Raw genomic sequence first — 21,002 nt, 5'->3', positions numbered from 1 at the left:
CGGGCGCCGGCGCCCCCGTGGGGCGGCCGGCGCGGCGCTCGCTAGCTCTGCGAGATCGGTTTGCTCTTGAGTTTGCTCAGCAGGGTGTCCAGGTTCTTCTGGTTCAGCGCCTTGGCCAGGGGGAAGTCGGTTGGTGACAGCTGCCCCGTCTGGTTGCCCTGGCAGTGGCGGATGACGCCGCGCAGATGGGCGAGGTAGGCCTGCAACAGGCGCTCGCGGCTGGCCGGCGCGAGACGCAGGCCGGCGAACTTCATCTCCACCTGCAGACGCCCGCCAAGCACCGCCAGCACCACCTCCAGCTCATGGCTGCGCGGGGTGTCGGCGGCGACGGTGGGCGGCAGCGGCTCATCCACCAGTTGCAGCAGCCCCTCGCCGCCGATGCCGTCGGCCTGACCCAGGTAGTTGAACAGCACCGGATGGCGGTGCGCCGGCAGCGGCGCCTCGGCCTGGTGACGCAGCAGGCCGTAGCCCAGGGCCTTGTCGGCCGCGGCGCGCAGCTGCTCCTTGACCGCGACGATCAGCGCGCCGCTGTCGCCGCCCTGCGGCAGCTCCAGGCGCACCGGATAGAGCTGGGTGAACCAGCCCACCGTGCGGCTGACGTCCAGCTCGGCAAACGGCGCGTCGCGGCCGTGGCCTTCCAGGTCGATGCCGATGGCACGCGCGCCCGACCATTGCTGCAGCGCACCGGCCAGGGCGGCGATCAACAGTTCATGGCCCTGGGTGCGATAGCTGCCCTGCGCCTGCTGCAGCGCCTGGGTTTCCTCGACGCTCAACGCCGCGCTCAGGCTGACCTCGTCGGCCACGCGGTTGTCGGCCTGGGGCTGGTCCACCGGCAGCTCGCCGGGCAGCGTCTGCTGCAGCCAGTAGTCGCGCTGCGCCTGCACGGCCGGGCTGGCGGCCTGCTGCCAGAGGCGCTGGCCCCACTGGCGGTAGGAGCTGGTCTTGGCTGGCAGCGTGGCGTTCTGGCCGGCGGCCAGTCGTGGGTAGAGCGTGTTGAAGTCTTCCAGCAACAGGCGCCAGGACACCGCATCCACCACCAGGTGATGGGCAACCAGGTAGAGGCGCTGCTCACCCTCGGCCAGGTCGATCAGCAGGGCGCGGATCAGCGGCCCGCCGGCCAGGTCGAAGCTCGCCTCGACCTGTTCGGCGATGCAGGCGCGCAGGGCTTCCGGCGTGCAGGGCACGGCCAGACGGACCTGGGCGAATGCCACTGCCTGGCTGGCATCGGCATAGGCCTGGCGCCACCGATCGCCTTCGCGGGTGAAACGCAGGCGCAGGGCGTCGTGCTGTTCGACCAGGGCCTGCAGCGTGGCTTGCAGGGCATCGGTGTGCAGCGGGTGGCTGGGCTTGAGCAGCACCGACTGGTTCCAATGGCCGGGCTCGACCAGCGCTCGTTCCAGCAGCCAGTGCTGGATCGGCAGCAACGGCGCCTCGCCCTCCAGCAGGCCCTGTTCCGCCTGGCACTGCTCGACCTGGCTGGCGACCCGCGCGAGGTCGGCCAGGCTGCGTTGCTGGAACAGCTGGCGCGGCGTCAGGCCGATGCCCTGGGCGCGCGCCTGGGCGATGAACTGCAAACCCAGGATCGAGTCGCCGCCGAGGGCGAAGAAGTTGTCGTCGACGCTCGGCCGCTCCACGCCGAGCAGTTCGCCGAGCAGCCGGCACAGCACCTCCTCGGTGGCGTTGCTCGGCGCCCGCTGCGTGCGCGCCTGGTCCTCGAGCTCAGGCTTGGGCAGGGCCTTGCGGTCGATCTTGCCGTTGCTGCTCAGCGGCAGGGCCGGTAGTTGCACGATAAACGTCGGCACCATATGCGCCGGCAGCTGCTGGCCCAGGACCTGCTTGAGCGCGTCGACGTCCAGGGCCTCGGGGCCGCAGAGGTAGGCGACCAGTTGCGGCGTGGCCAGGTCTTCGCGCAGGACGGTGACCGCGGCGTCGATGCCGGGCTGGTCGAGCAGGGTGGCGTCGATCTCGCCCAGCTCGATGCGCAGACCGCGCAGCTTGACCTGATGGTCGAGGCGTCCCAGGTACTGGATGTTGCCGTCGGCGAGGAAGCGGCAACGGTCGCCGGTGCGGTACAGGCGCTGGCCGGCGTCGAACGGGCTCGCCACGAAGCGCTCGGCGGTCAGCTGCGGCCGGTTCAGGTAACCACGGGCCAGGCCGGCGCCGCCGATATACAGCTCGCCGACCGCGCCGATGGGCAGCGGGGCGAGCGCTTCGTCGAGGATATACAGCTGCAGGTTGGCGATGGGCTTGCCGATGGGCACGAAGCCCAGGGTCGAGGCCGGATCGCAGACCCAGCAACTGACGTCGATGGCCGCCTCGGTGGGGCCGTAGAGGTTGATCAGGCGTGCCGGATGACGCGCCTGGAAGCGTTGCTGCAGCTCCAGCGGCAAGGCTTCGCCGCTGGCGAAGACCTGGCGCAGCGAGGTGCAGCGTGGCAGCGCCGGCTCGCCGACGAAGGCCTGCAGCATCGAGGGTACGAAGTGCAGGGTGGTGATGCGTTCGCGCTGGATCAGCTCGGCCAGGTAATGGCTGTCGCGATGACCGTCGGGCTTGGCGACCACCAGGCAGGCGCCAGTGATCAATGGCCAGAAGAACTCCCATACCGACACGTCGAAGCTGTAGGGGGTCTTTTGCAGCACACGGTCGTCGGTGCCGATGGGGAAGGCCTCCTGCATCCAGTACAGGCGGTTCATCAGCGCGCCGTGCTCGTTGAGCACGCCCTTGGGCTGGCCGGTGGAGCCGGAGGTGTAGATGACGTAGGCGAGGTCGCCGGGCTGGTTGATCGGCTCGGGCTGCGGGCCATCTTCCAGCGTCGAGACATCCAGGCGCCAGTGTGGCGTGCCGGCCGGCAGGCAGGCAGCGGTGGCCGACTGGGCCAGGGTCAGGGCCGGGGCGGCATCCTCCAGTATCAGGGCCAGGCGTGCCGGCGGCAGCTCCGGATCGAGCGGCAGGTAGGCGGCGCCGGCGCGGACGATGCCGAGCAGGGCGACCACCATTTCCACCGAGCGCTGCATGCACAGGGCGACCACCTGCTCGCGGCCCACGCCGCGTTCGCGTAGCTCGCGGGCCACGGCACCGCTGCGGGCATGCAACTGGGCATAGCTGAGTCGCTGCTCGGCGTAGACCAGCGCTGGCGCATCCGGGCTGCGCATGGCCTGCTCGGCCAGGGCCTGGGCCAGGTTGTGCGGACCGGGGTAGACCCTGGTCGTGGCATTCCACTGCCGCAGTTGGCGGCTGCGTTCGACGCTGCCGAGCAGGTCCAGTTCGCCCAGTTTCGCCAGCGGCCGCTCGGCGATATCGGCCAGCAGGCGCTGCCAGGCGCCTGCCCAGCGCGCGATGGTGTCGGCCTCGAACAGCTGGCGCTTGTATTTCAGGCGCAGCGACAGGCGCTGGCCGTCGTCGTGCACCTCCCAGCCCAGATCGAAGCTCGAGGCGCTGGACGGTACCTCCACTTCGCGCAGCGTCAGCGGCGCCCAGGCATCGGCGCGCAGGCGGGCGTTCTGCATGGCGAACAGCACCTGGAACAGCGGCGTGCGGGTCATGTCGCGCGCGCTGACCAGGGCATCGACCACCTGCTCGAAGGGAACCTCCTGGTGCTCCTGGGCGTGCAGCACGCGTTCGCCGACCTGCTTCAGGAAGGCCTCGAAGCCCAGCTGCGGATCGACCTCGGCGCGAATCACCAGGGTGTTGACGAAACAACCGATCAGCGCCTGGGTTTCCGCCAGATCGCGGTTGGCCACGGCGGTGCCGATGCGCACGTCGCGCTGGCCGGCCAGGCGGCCGAGCAGCACCTGGGTGGCTGCCAGCAGCAGCACGTAGAGCGTCACGCCCTGACGCTGCGCCGCCTCGCGCAGGCGCTGGGCGAGCGCCTCGGGCAGCAGCAGGTCGTGGAAGCCGCTGGCGGTGTCGGGTTCGGCACGGCGCGGATGGTCGGTGGGCAGCTCCAACTGGTAGTCGCCATCGCCGAGCGTGCTCTGCCAGTACTGCAACTGCTGGCGGTAGCGTTCGGCCTGCTCCGGCAGCCGCTGCCAGAGGGCGTAGTCGACGTACTGCACCGGCAGGGCCGGCAGACATGCCTCGCGCTGCTCGCCGCGGGCGCGGTAGAGCTCGGCCAGTTCGTCGATCAGGCACTGCATCGACCAGTCGTCGGCCACCGTATGGTGCAGGGTCAGGAGCAGCAGGGTGCGCCGCTCGTTGTGCAGCAGACAGCCACGGACCAGCGGGCCGGCCGCCAGGTCGAAGGGGCGCCGGGATTCTTCTTCGAGGCGCTGGGCCACCCGGGCGTCCCAGTCCGTCTCGGCCAGCGGCTCGATGGGCAGGTGCGCGCGGCTCTCTGCGTCGATCAGCAACTCGGCGCCCTGGCCACGCTCCAGCAGACGGCCGCGCAGCACTTCATGGCGGGTGACGATCTCGGTCAAACCCTGCTGCAGCCAGTCGAGGCGCACCGGGCCGCTGAGCTCCACGGCCGAGGTGATGTTGTACTCAGTCGCCTGCGGGTTGAGCTGGTCGAGGAACCACAGGCGCTGCTGCGCATAGGACAGCGGCAGGCGCTCGGGGCGCGGCTGCGGCGTCAGCTCGGCGGCGGCGCTGCCCGCCGGCGTGCCGAGCAGGGCGCTGAAGGCGCGCAGCGTCGATTGCTCGAACAGTTGGCGCAGGGCCGGTGCCTGGCCGTACTCCTGGCGCAGGCGGGCGAGCAGCGCGGTGGCCAGCAGCGAGTGGCCGCCCAGGCGGAAGAAGTGGCTGTCGCGGCCGATCAGCTCGACCGGTATTTCCAGCAACTCGGCCCAGCGTGCGGCCATGCGCCGCTCGGCCTCGCCCTGGGGGGCTTCGAGGCAGTCCTCGACCTGCTCCAGTTGCGGGCGCGGCAGTTGCTTGCGATCCAGCTTGCCGTTCGGGTTGAGCGGCAGCGCGGCCAGCTCCACCAACGTGCTCGGCAGCATATGGGCCGGCAGGGTCTGGGTCAGATTGGCCGGCAGCCGGGCGACGTCCAGCCCGCTTTCGCTGGCCACCAGGTAGGCCACCAGCTGCGGTGTGCCGAGGTCGTCGCGCAGCAGGGTGACGGCCTCGCGCACGCCGGGCTGGGCGAGCAGGGCGGCGTCGATCTCGCCCAGTTCGATGCGTTGGCCGCGCAGCTTGACCTGATGGTCGAGGCGTCCCAGGTACTGGATGTTGCCGTCGGCCAGGAAGCGGCAACGGTCGCCGGTGCGGTACAGGCGCTGGTCGGGCTCGAAGGGGCTGTCGACGAAGGCCGCCGCGGTCAGCTCCGGCCGGTTCAGGTAGCCACGGGCGAGTCCGGCGCCGCCGATGTACAGCTCGCCGACCGCACCCACCGGAAGCGGGTTGAGGTGCGGGTCGAGGATATAGAGGCGCAGGTTGGCAATCGGCTTGCCGATGGGCACGAAGCCCAGGGTCGAAGCCGGGTCGCAGACCCAGCAACTGACATCGATAGCCGCCTCGGTGGGGCCGTATAGGTTGACCAGCGTTGCCGGATGGCGCGCCTGGAAGCGCTGCTGCAAGGCCAGCGGCAGGGCCTCGCCGCTGGCGAAGACCTGACGTAGCGAGGTGCAGGCTTCCAGACCGGGTTCGGCGACGAAGGCCTGCAACATCGAGGGCACGAAGTGCAGGGTGGTGATGCGCTCGCGCTGGATCAGCTCCACCAGATAACCGCTGTCCTGATGCCCGCCGGGGCGAGCCAGTACCAGGCAGGCGCCGGTGATCAGCGGCCAGAAGAACTCCCATACCGACACGTCGAAGCCGTAGGGGGTCTTTTGCAGCACACGGTCGCCGGCACCGATGGGGAAGGCGTCCTGCATCCAGTGCAGGCGGTTCATCAGGGCGCCGTGCTCGTTGAGCACGCCCTTGGGTTGGCCGGTGGAACCGGAGGTGTAGAGCACATAGAGCAGGTCGCCGGGCTGGTTAGCCACAAGACGAACCTCGCCGAGCGTATCGGGCAACGGCTGGTCCAAACACCAGCTCGGCCGCGTCTCGGGCAGGCGCTCGCGCCATTGGCTATGGCTCAGTACCAGCGGGCAGGCGGCATCTTCCAGCAGGAAGGCCAGGCGCGCCGACGGCAGGTGCGGATCGAGCGGCAGGTAGGCGGCACCGGCCTTGACGATGCCCAGCAGGGCCACCACCAGCTCGACGCTGCGCTCCAGGCACACCGCGACCACCTGTTCACGACCGATGCCTTGGGCAGCCAGGGCCTGTGCCAACTGATCGGCGCGCCGATGCAGGTCGGCGTAGCTGAGGGTTTCGCCCTCGAACGCCAGTGCCGGCGCTGCGGGGTTGTGCTGCGCCTGGAGGGCCAGGGCCTCGCTCAAGGTCGTCGAGCCGGGGTAGTGGCGCTCGGTGGCGTTCCATTGCCGCACCTGAAGCTGGCGATCCGCCTCGCTCAGCGGCGTGAGCCGGGCGAGCGGGGTGTCAACGGCCTCCGGCAAGCATTCGAGGAAAGCCAGCCATTGCTCCAACCAGGCCTGCATGGTGGTTTCGTGGAACAGACTGGCGCGGTATTCCAGCATCACCGACAGGTTTTCGCCGTCGTCGTGCACTTCCCAGTTCTGGTCGAACTTGGCCGCCGGTGAGCGGATGTCCAGCGGTTGCAGGCGCAGTCCTGGCCATTGCAGCGCGGCACGCGTGCTGTTCTGCATGACGAAAGCCACCTGGAACAGCGGCGTGTGCGCCAGATCGCGCTCCGGTGCCAAGTGTTCGACCACCTGTTCGAAGGGCACGTCCTGGTGTTCCTGGGCGTCCAGCACGGCCTGCCTGACCTGGAGCAGGTAGTCGCCGAAGCGCTGCTCGGGGGCGAGGTCGGAGCGGATCACCAGGGTATTGACGAAGCAGCCGATCAAGGGCTGCACGGCTTGCAGGCGACGGTTGGCCACCGGCGTGCCGATACGCAGGTCCTGCTGGCCGCTGTAGCGGCCGAGGAACAGCTTGAGACCGGCCAGCAGAAGCATGAAGGGGGTGACCTCGCGCTCGCGGGCGAAGCGCCGCAGGCGCTCGGCCAGCGCTGCCGGCACCTGGGTGAAACAGGTGCCGGCGCGGTTGTCGAGGCTGGCCGGACGCGGCAGATCGGTGGGCAGATCGAGACGGTAGTCACCGTTCTCCAGGCGGTTCTGCCAGTACTCCAGTTGCTGGCGATAGACCTGCTGGCGCGCCTCGCTGTGTTGCCACAGGGAATAGTCGACGTACTGCACCGGCAGCGTCGGCAGCTCGACGCGGCGTCCCTCCAAGGCGGCGCGATAGCCGGCGGCCAGCTCGTCCAGCAGCACCTGCAGCGACCAGCCGTCGGCGGCGCAGTGGTGCAGGCTGAGCAGCAGGAGGGCCTGGTCGGCACCGGCAGAACGTACCAGGCGCACCCGCAGCGGATGCTCATGCGACAGGTCGAACGCGCGCCGGGACTCGGCCTCGGCAACCTGGCGCTGGTACTCGGCCCACTGGGCCGGGTCGCCGGCATGCTCTTCCACCGGCAGGTGGAAGGTGACCGGGGCATCGATCAGCAACTGGCCACCCTGGTCGTCGTCCTGCAGGCGGCTGCGCAGGATGGCGTGGCGTTCGACCAGCGTCTCGAAGGCCTGGCGCAGCGCCTCGACATCGAGTTCACCGGTGAGCGTCAGCGCGCTATTGATGCTGTATTCACCCGAGCCCGGCGCCAGTTGTTCGAGGAACCACAGGCGTTGCTGCTCGTAGGACAGCGGCAGGCGCTCGGGACGCGGTTGTGGCGTCAGCTCGGCGGCGGCGCTGCCCGTCGGCGTGCCGCGCAGGGCGCTGAAGGCCCGCAGCGTCGGCTGCTCGAACAACTGGCGCAGGGCCGGTGCCTGGCCGTACTCCTGGCGCAGGCGGGCGAGCAACACGGTGGCCAGCAGCGAGTGGCCGCCCAGGCGGAAGAAGTGGCTGTCGCGGCCGATCAGCTCGAGCGGTATTTCCAGCAGCTCGGCCCAGCGTTCGGCCATGCGCCGCTCGGCCTCGCCCTGGGGCGCCTCGAGGCGGTCGTCGGCCTGCTCCAGTTGCGGGCGCGGCAGTTGCTTGCGATCCAGCTTGCCGTTCGCGTTGAGCGGCAGCGCGGCCAGTTCCACCAGCGCGCTCGGCAGCATATGCGCCGGCAGGGCCTGGGTCAGATTGGCCTGCAATTGGGCGACATCCAGCCCGGTTTCATCCGCCACCAAGTAGGCCACCAGCTGCGGCGTGCCGAGGTCGTCGCGCAGCAGGGTGACGGCCTCGCGCACGCCGGGCTGGGCGAGCAGGGCGGCGTCGATCTCGCCCAGTTCGATACGCTGGCCACGCAGCTTGACCTGATGGTCGAGACGACCCAGGTACTGGATATTGCCGTCGGCCAGGAAGCGGCAGCGGTCGCCGGTGCGGTACAGGCGCTGGCCGGGCTCGAACGGGCTGTCGACGAAGGCCGCCGCGGTCAGCTCCGGCCGGTTCAGGTAGCCACGGGCGAGGCCGGCGCCGCCGATATACAGCTCGCCGACTGCACCCACCGGCAGCGGGTTGAGGTGCGGGTCGAGGATGTACAGCTTGAGGTTGGCAATCGGCTTGCCGATGGGCACGAAGCCCAGGGGCGAGGCCGGGTCGCAGACCCAGCAACTGACGTCGATGGCCGCCTCGGTGGGGCCGTAGAGGTTGACCAGCTTAGCTGGATGACGCGCCTGGAAGCGCTGCTGCAAGGCCAGCGGCAGGGCCTCGCCGCTGGCGAAGACCTGACGCAGCGAGGTGCAGGCTTCCAGGCCGGGTTCGGCGACGAAGGCCTGCAGCATCGAGGGCACGAAGTGCAGGGTGGTGATGCGTTCGCGCTGGATCAGCTCCACCAGATAACCGCTGTCCTGATGCCCGCCGGGGCGAGCCAGTACCAGGCAGGCGCCGGTGATCAGCGGCCAGAAGAACTCCCACACCGACACGTCGAAGCCGTAGGGGGTCTTTTGCAGCACACTGTCGCCGGCGCCGATGGGGAAGGCGTCCTGCATCCAGTGCAGACGATTCATCAGCGCGCCGTGCTCGTTCAATACACCTTTGGGTTGGCCGGTGGAACCGGAGGTGTAGAGCACATAGAGCAGGTCGCCGGGCTGGTTAGCCACAGGACGAACCTCGCCGAGCGTATCGGGCAGCGGCTGGTCCAGGCACCAGGCCGGCACCGTCTCGGGCAGGCGCTCGATCCATTGGCTGTGGCTCAGTACCAGCGGGCAGGCGGCATCTTCCAGCAGGAAGGCCAGGCGCGCCGGCGGCAGGTGCGGATCGAGCGGCAGGTAGGCGGCACCGGCCTTGACGATGCCCAGCAGGGCCACCACCAGCTCGACGCTGCGCTCCAGGCACACCGCGACCACCTGTTCACGACCGATGCCTTGGGCCGCCAGGGCCTGCGCCAGCCGATCGGCGCGCCGATGCAGGTCGGCGTAGCTGAGGGTTTCGCTCTCGAACACCAGCGCCGGCGCTTCGGGGCTGTGCTGCGCCTGGAGGGCCAGGGCCTCGCTCAGGGTCGCCGGGCCGGGGTAGTGCCGCTCGGTGGCGTTCCACTCCTGCACGGTGCGCCGCCACTCCTGCGCGTCGAGCAGGCGGTGCTCGCCCAGCGGTCGCTCGGGTGCGTCCAACATGGCCTCGAACAGCTGCACGAAACGCTGCAGCCAGCGCTCGGCGGTGGCCTGCTCGAACAGGTCTTGGGCGAACATCAGGTTGAGTTCGATGGCGCCCTGCGGCGGCGTGACGATATGGCATTCCAGATCGTATTGCGAATGGCTCTGCGGCGTGTCCAGCACCTCGAAGTCGAGGCCCGGGAAGCGCACGCGGCGCTCCATCGGCAGTTGCTGCGCGACCATCACCTGGAACAGCGGCGCGTGGCTGAGGCGGCGCGGCAGCGCCAGGTGGTCGACCAGTCGCTCGAAGGGCAGGTCCTGGTGGCGCTGGGCGTCGAGCAGCGTCTCGCTGACCTGGCGGGCTAGCTCGGCGAAGCTCGGCTGGCCGTGTAAACGCACGCGCACCGGCAGGTTGTTGAGCAGGATGCCGAGCAGCGCCTGGGTTTCCGCACGGTCGCGATTGGACACCGGGGTGCCGAGGATCAGGTCGTCCTGGCCGCTCATGCGTTGCAGGAAACCGGCGAAGGCGGCGAACACCAGGCTGTAGGTGGACTGCTGCAGACTCGCCGCGAGGCTGTGGGCGCGCTCGCTGGCCTGCGGCGAAAGACGCGCGGCGAGCATGCCGGCGCGGTTCGACTGGGTGGCCGGGCGCGGGCGGTCGGTGGGCAGTTCCAGCAGGTAGTCGCTGTCGTCGCGGGCCAATTGCGTCTGCCAGTAGTCCAGGTGCGGTTGCAACGCTGCCGGTTGCAGGCGCTGTTGCTGCCACAGGCTGTAGTCGGCGTACTGGATCGGCAGCGGCGCCAACTGCGGGGCCTGGCCGGCATGCAGGGCGGCATAGAGCTGGGTCAGCTCGCGCAGGGCGAGGGTGGCCGACCAGGCATCGGAGACCAGGTGGTGCAGGGTGATGGCCAGCACGTGCTGGCGCGCGTCCAGGCGTAGCAGACGCGCCCGCAGCAGCGGCGGGGTGGTCAGGTCGAAGGGGTGGGCGAACCAGTCTTGCAGCACGGCCTGGACGGCATCGTCGCCGGCACCTGCGAAGTCGGTCAGCGGCAGCTCGAAGCTCAGCGCTTCGACGATGCGCTGGTAGGGCTGGCCATTGTCGCTGGGGAAGGCGGTGCGCAGCACCTCGTGGCGCTCGAGCAGCCATTGGAAGCTGGCGCGCAGGGCCTCGACGTCCAGCTCGCCGCTCAGGCGCAAGGCGAAGGGAATGTTGAAATGGGCGCTGCCGGGGTTCAGCTGCTCGACGAACCACAGGCGCTGCTGGGCGAACGACAGCGGCAGGCGTTCGGGGCGCGGCGGCGCGACGATGCGTTCGGCCTCTGCCTGTTCGCTGCCGGGGGCGCTCAGCTGCCGGTCGATGGCCTGGGCCAACTGACGCACGCTGGGGCACTCGAACAGGGTCTTGAGCGGCAGCTCGACGGCGAAGGCGGCGCGAATGCGCGACAGCATCTGGGTGGCCAGCAGCGAATGGCCGCCGAGGGCGAAGAAGCTGTCGGTGACGCCGAAGTGCTCCAGCGCCAGGATGTCCTGCCAGATGCCATGCAGGGTTCGTTCGGTTTCGCTGGCAGGCGCAACGACCTCGCCGGCCGCCACCCTCCAGTCCAGTTCACGCTGCGCCAGGCGCTTGCGGTCGACCTTGCCGTTGGCGTTGAGTGGCAGGGCGTCGAGCTCGACCAGGTGTTGCGGCACCATGTAGGCCGGCAACTGGCCGCCCAGGGCCAGCTTCAGTGCCGCCGCGTCGATGGCGGCGGCCTCGCGGGCGACCCAGTAGCCCACCAGTTGCGCGTCGCCGCGGATGTCCCGATGCACCACCACCGCGGCGGCTTTCACGGCCGGGTGTTGCTGCAGCCTGGCCTCGATCTCGCCGAGTTCGATACGGTGGCCGCGAATCTTCACCTGCTGGTCGCGGCGACCAAGGAATTCGATCACCCCATCGGCGCGGTAACGACCGAGGTCGCCGGTGCGGTAGAAACGCGCGCCGGGACGCAGGGGATGCTCGACGAAAGCCGCGCGAGTGCGTTCGGCGTCGTGCAAATAGCCGCGGCCGACGCCGACGCCGGCCACGCAGATTTCGCCGGGCACGCCCACCGGCAGCGGACGCAGGGCGTCGTCGAGCACGTACAGCTCGGTATTCGGCGTCGGTCGGCCGATGGGCATGGCCTGCGCCTGTTCGTCGGAGGGCGCGGCGATGACATGGAAGGCCACGTCGTCGGCGCATTCCGCCGGGCCGTAGGCGTTCATCAGCGGTACCTGGGCGAACCGGGCGAACCAGTCGCGGCACAGGGCCGGCGGCAGCGCCTCGCCGGTCGGCAGCAGCCAACGCAGGGCGCCGAGGTCGGTGGCAGGCGTACTGGCGGCGAGCACCCCGCGGATCATCGCCGGCACCGCTTCCCACAGCGTCAGCCGCTCGTCCTGCAGGGCCTGCAGCAGGCGCTCGGGGTCCTGGCTGACGGCATCCGGCAGGATGTGCACGGTGGCGCCGACCAGCGGCGCGGCGAGTAACTGCCAGACCGAGATGTCGAAGGCCACCGAGGCGGTCTGGGCGATGCGGTCGTGCTCGCCGAGGCCGAGGGTCGGCACCTTGCCGAATATGTTGTTGAGCATGCCGCGCTGTTCCACCAGGGCGCCCTTGGGCGTGCCGGTGGAGCCGGAGGTGAAGATCACGTAGGCCAGGTCGTCGGCCGAGCCGCGCGGCGCGATGGCCGGCGCCGCGCCGTGCAGCCAGAGCGGTTCGATAGCGACGCGCTGCGGCGCGGCGGCGCCGAGGCGGGCGCACAGCTCGCCGGCCAGCGCGCACTGGCTGTCGCCGACCAGCATCAGTGGCGCCTGGCTCAGTTCGAGGATTTCCGCCAGGCGCTGCGCCGGGTGCTTGACCTCCAGCGGCAGGTAGCAGGCGCCGGCCTTGAAGATGGCGATCAACGCGGCGAGGTGGGCCAGGCCGCGCTCGGCGAGCAGGGCCACGGTGCGGTCGGGCCCGGCGCCGGCTTCGATCAGCGCGGCGGCGAGGCGGCTGGCACGGGCGTCCAGTTCGGCATAGCTGAGCGTCTCGCCCGCGCAGACCACCGCGGCCTTGTCCGGCTGGCGCGCCACCTGATCCGCGAACAGGCTGGCGTAGGTACGATCCAGAGGGAAGGGTTGCTGCGTGCGGTTCCAGTCCACCAGCAGCAGTTGGCGTTCCTGCTCGCTCAGCAGCTCCAGCGAGGCGAGGCTGGCGTCGGGCTCGGCGAGGATGCCGAGGACGATCTGGCGCAGGTGGCCGAGCAGGCGCTCGATGCTGTCGCGGGCGAAGCGCCGGCGGTCGTAGGAAATGCGCACGGCCAGGCGCTCGCCCGGCATGACCACCACGGTGAGGCCGTAGTGGGTGTGCACGCTGTGTTCCATGTCGTCGAGGTTGAAGCTCAGCTCGCCGCTGAACAGCTTGTCGTCGATGGGCGCGTTCTCGTAGACCAGGATGCTCTCGAACAGCTCCTCGCCGCGCGGGAAATCGCTCCAGCCCTGGATGTCGACCAGGGCGCTGTGCTCGAACTCGCGCAGCGCCAAGTTGTGCCGTTGCAGCGCCTGCAGCCAGGAGGTGCGGTCTTGCTGCTCGTCGATGCGCACGCGCAGCGGCAGGGTGTTGATGAACAGTCCGATCATCTCCTCGACGCCGGCCAGTTGCGGCGGGCGACCGGACACGGTGACACCGAAGAGCACGTCGCGCAGGCCGCTGTAACGCGACAGCAGCAGGGCCCAGGCGCCCTGGAACAGCGTATTGGGAGTGATCCGCCGGGTCTGGCAGAAGGCGGTCAGCTCGCGGGTCTGGCGCGCGTCGAAACGGATCTGGCTGTCGTCGACCAGCACCGCTTCGCGGTACTGGCTCTGCCGGGTGTGGCGCTCGATCACCAGTGGCGTCGGTGCGTCCAGGCCCTGCAGTTGCTCCTGCCAGAACGCCTGCGCCTCGGGCAGGCTCTGCTGCTGCAGCCAGGCGATGTAGTCGCGGTAGGGGCGCGGCTTGCGCACGCTCGGCGTACGACCCTGGCGCAGGGCGGCGTAGGCGTCGATGAAGTCCACCATGATCAGCGAGATGCACCAGGCGTCCATCAGGATGTGGTGGAAGCTGCGGATCATCTCGTGGCGTCCGGCGCCCAGGCGCACCAGGCGCACGCGGATCAGCGGCGGCTTGGCCAGGTTGAAGCCGTTGCGCTGCTCCTGTTCCAGCAGCGCCTGGATATGCGCTTCCTGCTGCTCGGGAGTGAGGCCTTCGAGGTCGATGAATTCGACCGGGTCGCCCACTTCACGGTGCACCACCTGCAGCGGCTGTTTCTGGGTCTTCCACAGGAAGCTGGTGCGCAGCGCCGGGTGGGCGGCGATCACCTGCCGCCAGGCCTCGAGGAACGCCTCCACCGCCAGGTCGCCGCCGATGCGGTAGCGATCCTGCATCAGGTAGACCCCGGACTCCTGGTGCAGCAGGCTCTGGAACAGCATGCCCTGCTGCAACGGGGAAAGGGGGTAGACGTCTTCGAGGTGGTGTGCGGTCTTGTTCGTCATCCGGGTGACCTTTTTTATGAATGGGTGAGGGGGCGGCAAGGCAGGGCCCCGGTTCAGTCGGTCGCGTTGAGTTCCGCCAGCAGGTCGCCGAAGGCGTCGTCGTCGAGCGCGGCCAGGGGGAAGTCCGCGGCCGTGCGAGCCGTCCTGGCGTCCTCGGGGGCGGCGGCGCAGGCCGCAGGCGCTTCGCTCGCGGGCACGCCACGAGTGGCGACCTGGGCCATGCGCTCGATGGTTTCGCTCTCGAAGATCTGCTTGGCGCTGAGGCGGATGCCTTGCTGGTTGGCGCGCGAGACGATCTGCAGGCTGAGGATCGAGTCGCCGCCGATCTGGAAGAAGTTGTCCTGCACACCGATGCGCTCGCGCTTGAGCACCTGCCGGCAGATGTCCGCCAGGGCTGCCTCCAGTTCGTTGCGCGGCGCGACGTAGGCGGCGCTGGCGGCGACCAGGCGATCCGGGTCGGGCAGGGCGTTGAGGTCGAGCTTGCCGTTGGGCGTGTGCGGCAGGGCCGCGAGGTGGACGAAGGCCGCCGGCACCATGTAGCTCGGCAGGCGGTCGTGGAGGAAGCTGCTCAATGCCTGGGCCTCGGGCACGTAGCCGTGGCGATCGGTGAAGTAGGCGATCAGGCGCGCGCTGCCTTCGTGCGGCTGGGCGACCACCACCGCCTCACGCACTTCGGAATGGCTCTGCAGCACGCGTTCGATCTCGCCGCGCTCGACGCGGTGACCACGGATCTTGATCTGCTGGTCGCGGCGGCCGAGGAAGTCCAGACGGCCGTCGGCGCGGCGCCGGGCGAGGTCGCCGGTGCGGTACAGGCGCTGGCCTTGAGCGATGTGCGGGTAATGCACGAAGGCGCTGGCGGTCTGCTCGGGCAGGCCCAGGTAGCCGCTGGCCAGGGTCGGCCCGCCGAGGTGGATCTCGCCGGGTTCGCCGATGGCGGCCGGCTGGCCATGCTCGTTCAGCAGCCACAGGTCCATGCCGGGAATCGGCCGGCCGATGCTGATCGCGCACTCGCCGGGCGCCGCGTCGCTGAGCACCTCGGCGGTGGCCCAGACGGTGGCTTCGGTCGGCCCGTATTCGTTGACCAATTGCGCCTGCGCCGCCTTGCCGCGGTGCTTGTCCAGCACGCGCGGCGTGCAGGGTTCGCCGGCCACGATCCAGGTGCGCAGGTGGGCGAGGGTGGCAGGGGGGCAGTAGTCCAGCAGCGTCTCGTACAGGGACGGCAGCGACAGGCCGTGGCTGACCCGGTGGCGCTCGATCAGGCCGCCCAGCACCTCCAGGTCGAGCTCCTCGCCGCTGGCCGGCAGCACCAGCAGGCCGCCCTGGCACAGCGTCCAGTAGATGCCGGCCACGGAGCTGTCGAAGGACAGCGACGAGAGCAGCAGGTAGGCCCGCACCGGCTCGCGGTAGAAGGCCATGCGTACCTGGGTCGAGCGGCTCAGGGCGGCGTGGCTGATCGGCACGCCCTTGGGCTGGCCGGAGGAGCCGGAGGTGTAGATCAGGTAGGCGGTCTGTTCGCCGGCCAGGCTCGGCAGCGCCACGTCCGCGTCCGCGACCTCGCCAACGGCGTCCAGCAGCAGGGTCGGCACGCTGCTGGCGACGCTGGCTTGCAGCTCGGAGGTGCTGAGCAGCAGGCGCGCCGCGCTGTTATCGAGCATGTAGCTCAGGCGTTCGCCCGGATAGGCCGGGTCGAGGGGCAGGTAAGCCGCGCCCGCTTTCAATGCGGCCAGCATGGCGACGATGGCTCGGCGCTCGCGACGCATGAGGATGCCGACCACATCACCGGCCTGTACGCCCTCGGCGCGCAGGCGCCGGGCCAGGGCATCGACCTGGGCGCGCAGTTCGCCGTAGCCGGTCACGCCGCTGCCGTCGGCCAGCGCCGGGGCGTAGGGATTGGCCAGGGCGCGCTCCTCGATCAGCGCGAGCACGCCGACGTCGCGCACTTCTACCGGGGCGATGCCGGCCTGCGACTGCTGTTCCTGGCGAGGGCCGAGCAGGGGCAGCGCGCCGAGCGCCTGGCTGTCCGCGCACAGGCCCTGCAGCAGCAGCGTCCATTGCTCCTCGAGGCAGGCGATGGCAGTGGCATCGAAGCGCGCCTGGTCGTAGGCCAGGCGCAGTTCCAGCGTCGCGTCATTGGTCGTGCGGCATTCCAGGCCGAGGGCGAACGGCGCGTTGAAGCCGCGGGCCTCGACCGCGGTGCCCAGTTGCGCGGGCAGATCGAGTTCGCGCCAGGCGAAATACAGGGCGCAGGCCTGTGCGTTGTCGTAGTGATCGCGCCAGCCCCTGGCCTGGCGCAGGGGGCCGAGCAGAACAGAGGCTTGGGGCGCCAGCGGCGCCTGCAGGTCGACCTCGGCCTGCACCGGCAGGAATTGCTCGAACAGCCCCAGGGCCTGTTCCAGCCCTTCGCCCCGGCCGCTGTCGTGCCAGCCGAGCTGGATGCGCTGTTGGCCGCCGAGCCGCGCCAGCAGCACGCACCAGGCGGCGAACAGCCATTCGTCCAGGCTCAGCCCGGCCTGCGTGGCCACCCGTTGCAGTTCGAGGCGTGGCGGCACGCCGCCCAGCTCGCGCAGGGCGGGCTGGCAATTCGCGGCGCTGGCCGCCTGCAGGCCGTGCAGCTCGAGCGGAGCGCTCTCCGTGCGCGCCTGCTGCCAGAAACGCACGGCCTGGCCGTCGGCTTCGTCTTCCAGCAGGCCGTTCTTCCACTCCGCGTAATCGACGTATTGCAGGCGCTCCTCGGCAGGCGCGCCCAGCAGCTCGGCGGCGATCAGCGCCAGGCTGGCGAGGTCCAGGGTGCTGGCCGCGCCCTCCAGGCACAGCAGCCAGCGCTCCTCGGCGATACGCACGTAGCGCACCGACAGCACGCTGCCCGACGCCAATGTGGCCTCGGCCAGACGGGCATCGCGCTGCGCCACACCTTCGTCACGCCAGTCTTCGGTGGCGAAGACGACGCGCGGCTGGTCTTCGATCACCTGGATCGGCAGGGCCATGCCGGGCACGGCGTGCAGCGCGGTGCGCAGGATTTCCTCGCGCCGGGCCAGGTCGTGCAGGCGCGTCTCGATCTCGGCGGTCGACGGGGCCTGGGCCACCTCGATAAGCAGCCGGCAGCCGAGGCTGTGGGTGGTATCGGTCGGGGCGTCGCGCCAGGCCCGGGCCTGTTGTGGAGAGATGCGAAATCCTGTCAGAGCCGACATGGCGTTTCCTCGTGAACGAAGGTGAAAAGGAAGAGGCGTATCAGAGCTGTACGTCGCTGCCGGCAGTGGCTTCGGCCATGCCGGTGTAGATCTTGCGCGGGCCGCCGTAGGGCTCGCGGCCATGCACCGCGAGCATGTTGTCGAGCAGCAGGACGTCGCCGCGCTGCCAGCGGAACTTCACCAGCGAGTCCAGGTAGGCGGCGCGCAGCGTTTCCAGCACGTCCGGCTCGATGGGGCTGCCGTCGCCGTAGAAGGTGTTGGTCGGCAGGTCCATCGGCGAGAAGCCGGCGCCGAGCGAGTCGCGGATGGCGGCGGGCAGGGTGCTGACATGGAAGAAGGTGCCGTGGTTGAACCAGAGCTCCTCGCCGGTGCGCGGGTGGCGGGCCAACGCGGCGCCGACCTGGCGGGTGCGCAAGCGGTTGCCGTCCTTCCACTCCACCTCGATCCCCACGGAGGCGCAGTAGGTCTCCACCTCGGCGCGGTCGTCGGTCTGGAACACCGACTGCCAGGGCAGGCCGAAGCCGTCGCCGTAGTTGCGCACGTAGAGAATCTTCTTGCGCCGGAAGGTCTCGACGATCTCCGTCGGAAGCAGCGACTTGACCCGGTGCACCGAGCCGATGGGCGTCTCGCCGCCGGTCTGCGACGGCTGATGGCAATAGAAGAACAGCCGCAGCGGGAAGCGCGGCGAGTAGGAGTGCTCGTTGTGCGGGAAGATCACCTGGTCGGCGGGATAATCCGTCGAGGTATAGATGTTGCCGCCCACCCGGGTACGCGGCGAGGCGCGGAACATGTACTCCAGCGCACCAGACGACAGCGAACCGATGACGGCGTTGAAGTGCTCGACCGATTGCACATCGAAACCGCGGAACAGAATGGCGCCATGCTGCAGCAGTTTCTGCTCCAGTTCGTCGCGGTTCTGCGCGGCCCATTGCACCAGATCGACGCCGGCCAGGTTCGGTTCGACCAGCCAGGGCAGGTCCCAGGCCGGGTCCAGCAGGCGCTCGCTGACGATGCTCTGCTGCGACAGCACTATGGGTTTGCGGCGGGTTGCGCCGGCGACGGGACGGTTGCCGGACGGAGGAATGGCGGTCATGCGGGCTCCTTGTCGCTACAGGCTGACGGCACGGCGCGGGGTGGTACCCAGGCGTGCGCGTCCTTGATCGTTGAGCGCGTGCTGTTGCCGCTGCAGGTGGGTCTGGTCCCAGCTCTGCAGCCGCTCGCACAGGGTGCCCAGTGGCAGATCGAGCAGATCGTCGAGCTGGCGCAGCAGGTCCTGCCAGAGGCTGGCGAAGCGCGCGATCTCATCGGGGCTGAACAGCCGGCGGTCGTATTCCAGGGTGGCTTCGATGCTTTCGTTGCGGTGCATCAGGTCGAGCACCAGATCGAAACCGGCCAGGTCCTGGATCACCTGGGTGCTGACCAGGCGGGCGGCGCCGAGCGCATCGATGCTGAAACGGTCGCGCTGGTAGTTGAACTTGGCCTGGAACAGCGGCGAGCGGTCGGCCTTGCGCTGCGGCGCCAGTAGGGACACCAGCAGGTCGAAGGGCAACTGGCGGTGGGCATGGGCCAGACGGATGGCCTGGCGGGTGCGCGCCAGCAGGTCGGCGAGGCTGAGGTCGTCCTCCAGTTCGCACTTGAGGGTGAGCTGGTTGACGAAGAAGCCGAAGATGTCCTGCAGCTGCGGCAGGTCGCGGCCGTGCACATCGGTACCGATGAGGAAGCGGCGCTGCCCGCTGAGATGGTGCAGCCACAGCTGGAACAGCCCGGTCAGCGTCACGAACAGCGGCAGGCGCAGGCGCCGCGACGCCCGCTTGAGCTGCTCGACCTGCTGCTCGGGGATGATGAAATGATGCCGTCCGCCTTGCGCCGGCCCCTCGCGGCGCACCCGGCGGGCGAATTCCAGTTGCAGCGGCATGCCGGCCAGGTGATCGCGCCAGAACGCGGTCTCGCTGTCGATCAGCTCGGCGGTCACGTAACCGGGCTCCCAGGCCGCGAAGTCGGCGTATTGCAGGCGACCGGGCAGCGGGGCACCGGGCTCCTGGGTGGCGTAGTAGTGAGCGAGGTCTTGCAGGAGGATTTCACCCGAACGGCCGTCGAAGGCGATGTGGTGGATGGTGACGACCAGCTCCTGTTCGCTGCCGCCGAGGTCGATCAGGGCGGCGCGCATCACCGGGCCGCACGCCAGATCGAAGGCGGTGTGCTGTTCGTCGTGCAGCAGCCGCTCGCGGGCGCGGCGCCGCTCATCCGCAGGCAGGCCGCGCAGGTCCAGGGTCTTCACCTCGATGGATTGCCGCTCGGCGAGCCATTGCTCGGGGCCGGTCGACGTGGTGCGGTAGCAGGCGCGCAGCACCGTATGGCGCACACATAGCGCATCCAGCGCACGCTTGAGCCGATCCGCCTGCAGGCGGGGCCCCTCGAGCGCCATGCAGATCAGGATGTTGTGCTGGGCGCGGCCGGGCTCCAGCTGGTGGAGAAACCACAGGCGGCTCTGGGCGAAGGACTGGCGCACGCGGCGGGCGGCCGCCTCGCCCAACGGCAGCAGGGGTGAAAAGGGCTTTTCCATGTCCGCTCCTAGGCCATCGCCACGATGACCTTGCGGTCGCCGCTGAACGGGTTGCGGCCATGGGCGACCAGCAGGTTGTCGAGCATCAGCACGTCGCCGGCCTGCCAGGGGAAGGCCACGCAGGTGTCGGCGTAGACCGCGCGAATGGCATCCAGCGTGGCGTCCGGGATCGGCGTGCCGTCGCCGAAGTAGACGTTGCGCGGCAGCTGCGCCTCGCCGACCGCCGCGAGCAGGGTCTGGCGCAGGTCCTGCGCCATGGCGGAGATATGGAACAGGTGCGCCTGGTTGAACCACACCCATTCCCGAGTAGCCGGATGCTGGACGGCCGCCTGGCACAGCTGACGGGTGCTCAGCTCGCCATCGGCGGACCAGCTCCAGTCGATGCCCTGCGTCTGGCAGTACTGCTCGACCTTGCTCCGCTCGTCGGTGTTGAACACCTGCTGCCAGGGCAGGTCGAGGGCGCTGCTGTAGTTGCGCACGTAAAGCAGGCCCTTGGCGATGAATTCCTCGCGGATGGCCGGATCGATCGTCTGGTACACCAGGCGGCTGTCGGCGATGGGAGTTTCCCCGCCGGTCTGGCTCGCCGTCATGCAGTGGAACCAGATGCGCGACGGCCACTGGCGCGTGTAGGACTGCTCGTTGTGCAGGGGGATGCTCTGGTGCGCGGGGTATTCGGTGGAGCTGTAGACCCCGGCGAACACCTTGCTGCGCGGCGTCGAACCGAATTCGTAGGTGCCCAGCGGCATGCCGAAGCTGGCGGCGAAGCGCTTGAAGTCCAGCGGCGTCGGCACCTTGAAATTGCGCAGCAGAACGCCGCCGGTCTTGCCCAGCGCGTCCAGGGCAATGGCGCGAAGCGCGTCGCTCAATTCGTGGATCGAATGACCCTGCTGACTGGCGATGAGCAGGGGCAGCGGGTTGTCGTCCAGCAGGGAAGTGACGACGCAGCCATCTTGCACCTGGGGCGAGCGGAGCGCGTCGGCCCTGTGCATCTCGGCGAGCTGATTCATATACGGGTAGTCCTTACGTCAGATCGCTGCGGATCCATCGGCTGGAGAAATGCAGAGGGAAAGCGGAGGGACGGCGTACGGGCGCGGCCAGGGCTGCAAAGGGTTGCGGCGGGGTGCTCGTCGCAATGAGCAGTATGTGAGTTGCGCA

At 69.5% G+C, this 21,002-nt stretch carries 5 protein-coding genes; all 5 read right to left on the bottom strand.

Annotation, left to right across the window (positions count from 1 at the left end; all coding sequences use genetic code 11):
- Window positions 1–41: 41 nt before the first annotated feature.
- From ACUTAF_RS13435 to ACUTAF_RS13415, 5 genes are read right to left on the bottom strand one after another with little or no spacing between them, the layout of a single operon-like run.
- Window positions 42–14,096 carry a non-ribosomal peptide synthase/polyketide synthase gene (locus ACUTAF_RS13435; protein ID WP_445580434.1) on the bottom strand — a complete coding sequence of 4,685 codons (14,055 nt, stop codon included), beginning with the start codon at window positions 14,094–14,096 and terminating at the stop codon, window positions 42–44.
- 53 nt (window positions 14,097–14,149) lie between these two features.
- On the bottom strand, window positions 14,150–17,284 hold the full coding sequence (locus ACUTAF_RS13430; protein WP_445580433.1) for a non-ribosomal peptide synthetase: 3,135 nt from the start codon (window positions 17,282–17,284) through the stop codon (window positions 14,150–14,152).
- Between the two features lie 40 nt (window positions 17,285–17,324).
- Window positions 17,325–18,377, bottom strand: coding sequence for a TauD/TfdA family dioxygenase (locus ACUTAF_RS13425; RefSeq protein ID WP_445580432.1), 1,053 nt, complete (start codon window positions 18,375–18,377; stop codon window positions 17,325–17,327).
- Window positions 18,378–18,392: 15 nt separating this feature from the next.
- A complete protein-coding gene (locus tag ACUTAF_RS13420; RefSeq protein WP_445580431.1) occupies window positions 18,393–19,847 on the bottom strand; it encodes a condensation domain-containing protein in 1,455 nt (484 codons plus the stop codon).
- Window positions 19,848–19,855: 8 nt separating this feature from the next.
- Window positions 19,856–20,854 (bottom strand): TauD/TfdA family dioxygenase, encoded by a 999-nt coding sequence (locus ACUTAF_RS13415; protein WP_445580430.1) that lies wholly within the window; start codon window positions 20,852–20,854, stop codon window positions 19,856–19,858.
- Window positions 20,855–21,002: the final 148 nt, after the last annotated feature.

This window comes from Pseudomonas sp. SP16.1 (assembly GCF_052682975.1).
Note: the sequence above shows the minus strand (reverse complement) of the source record. Positions and strands in the feature narration are given on the sequence as shown.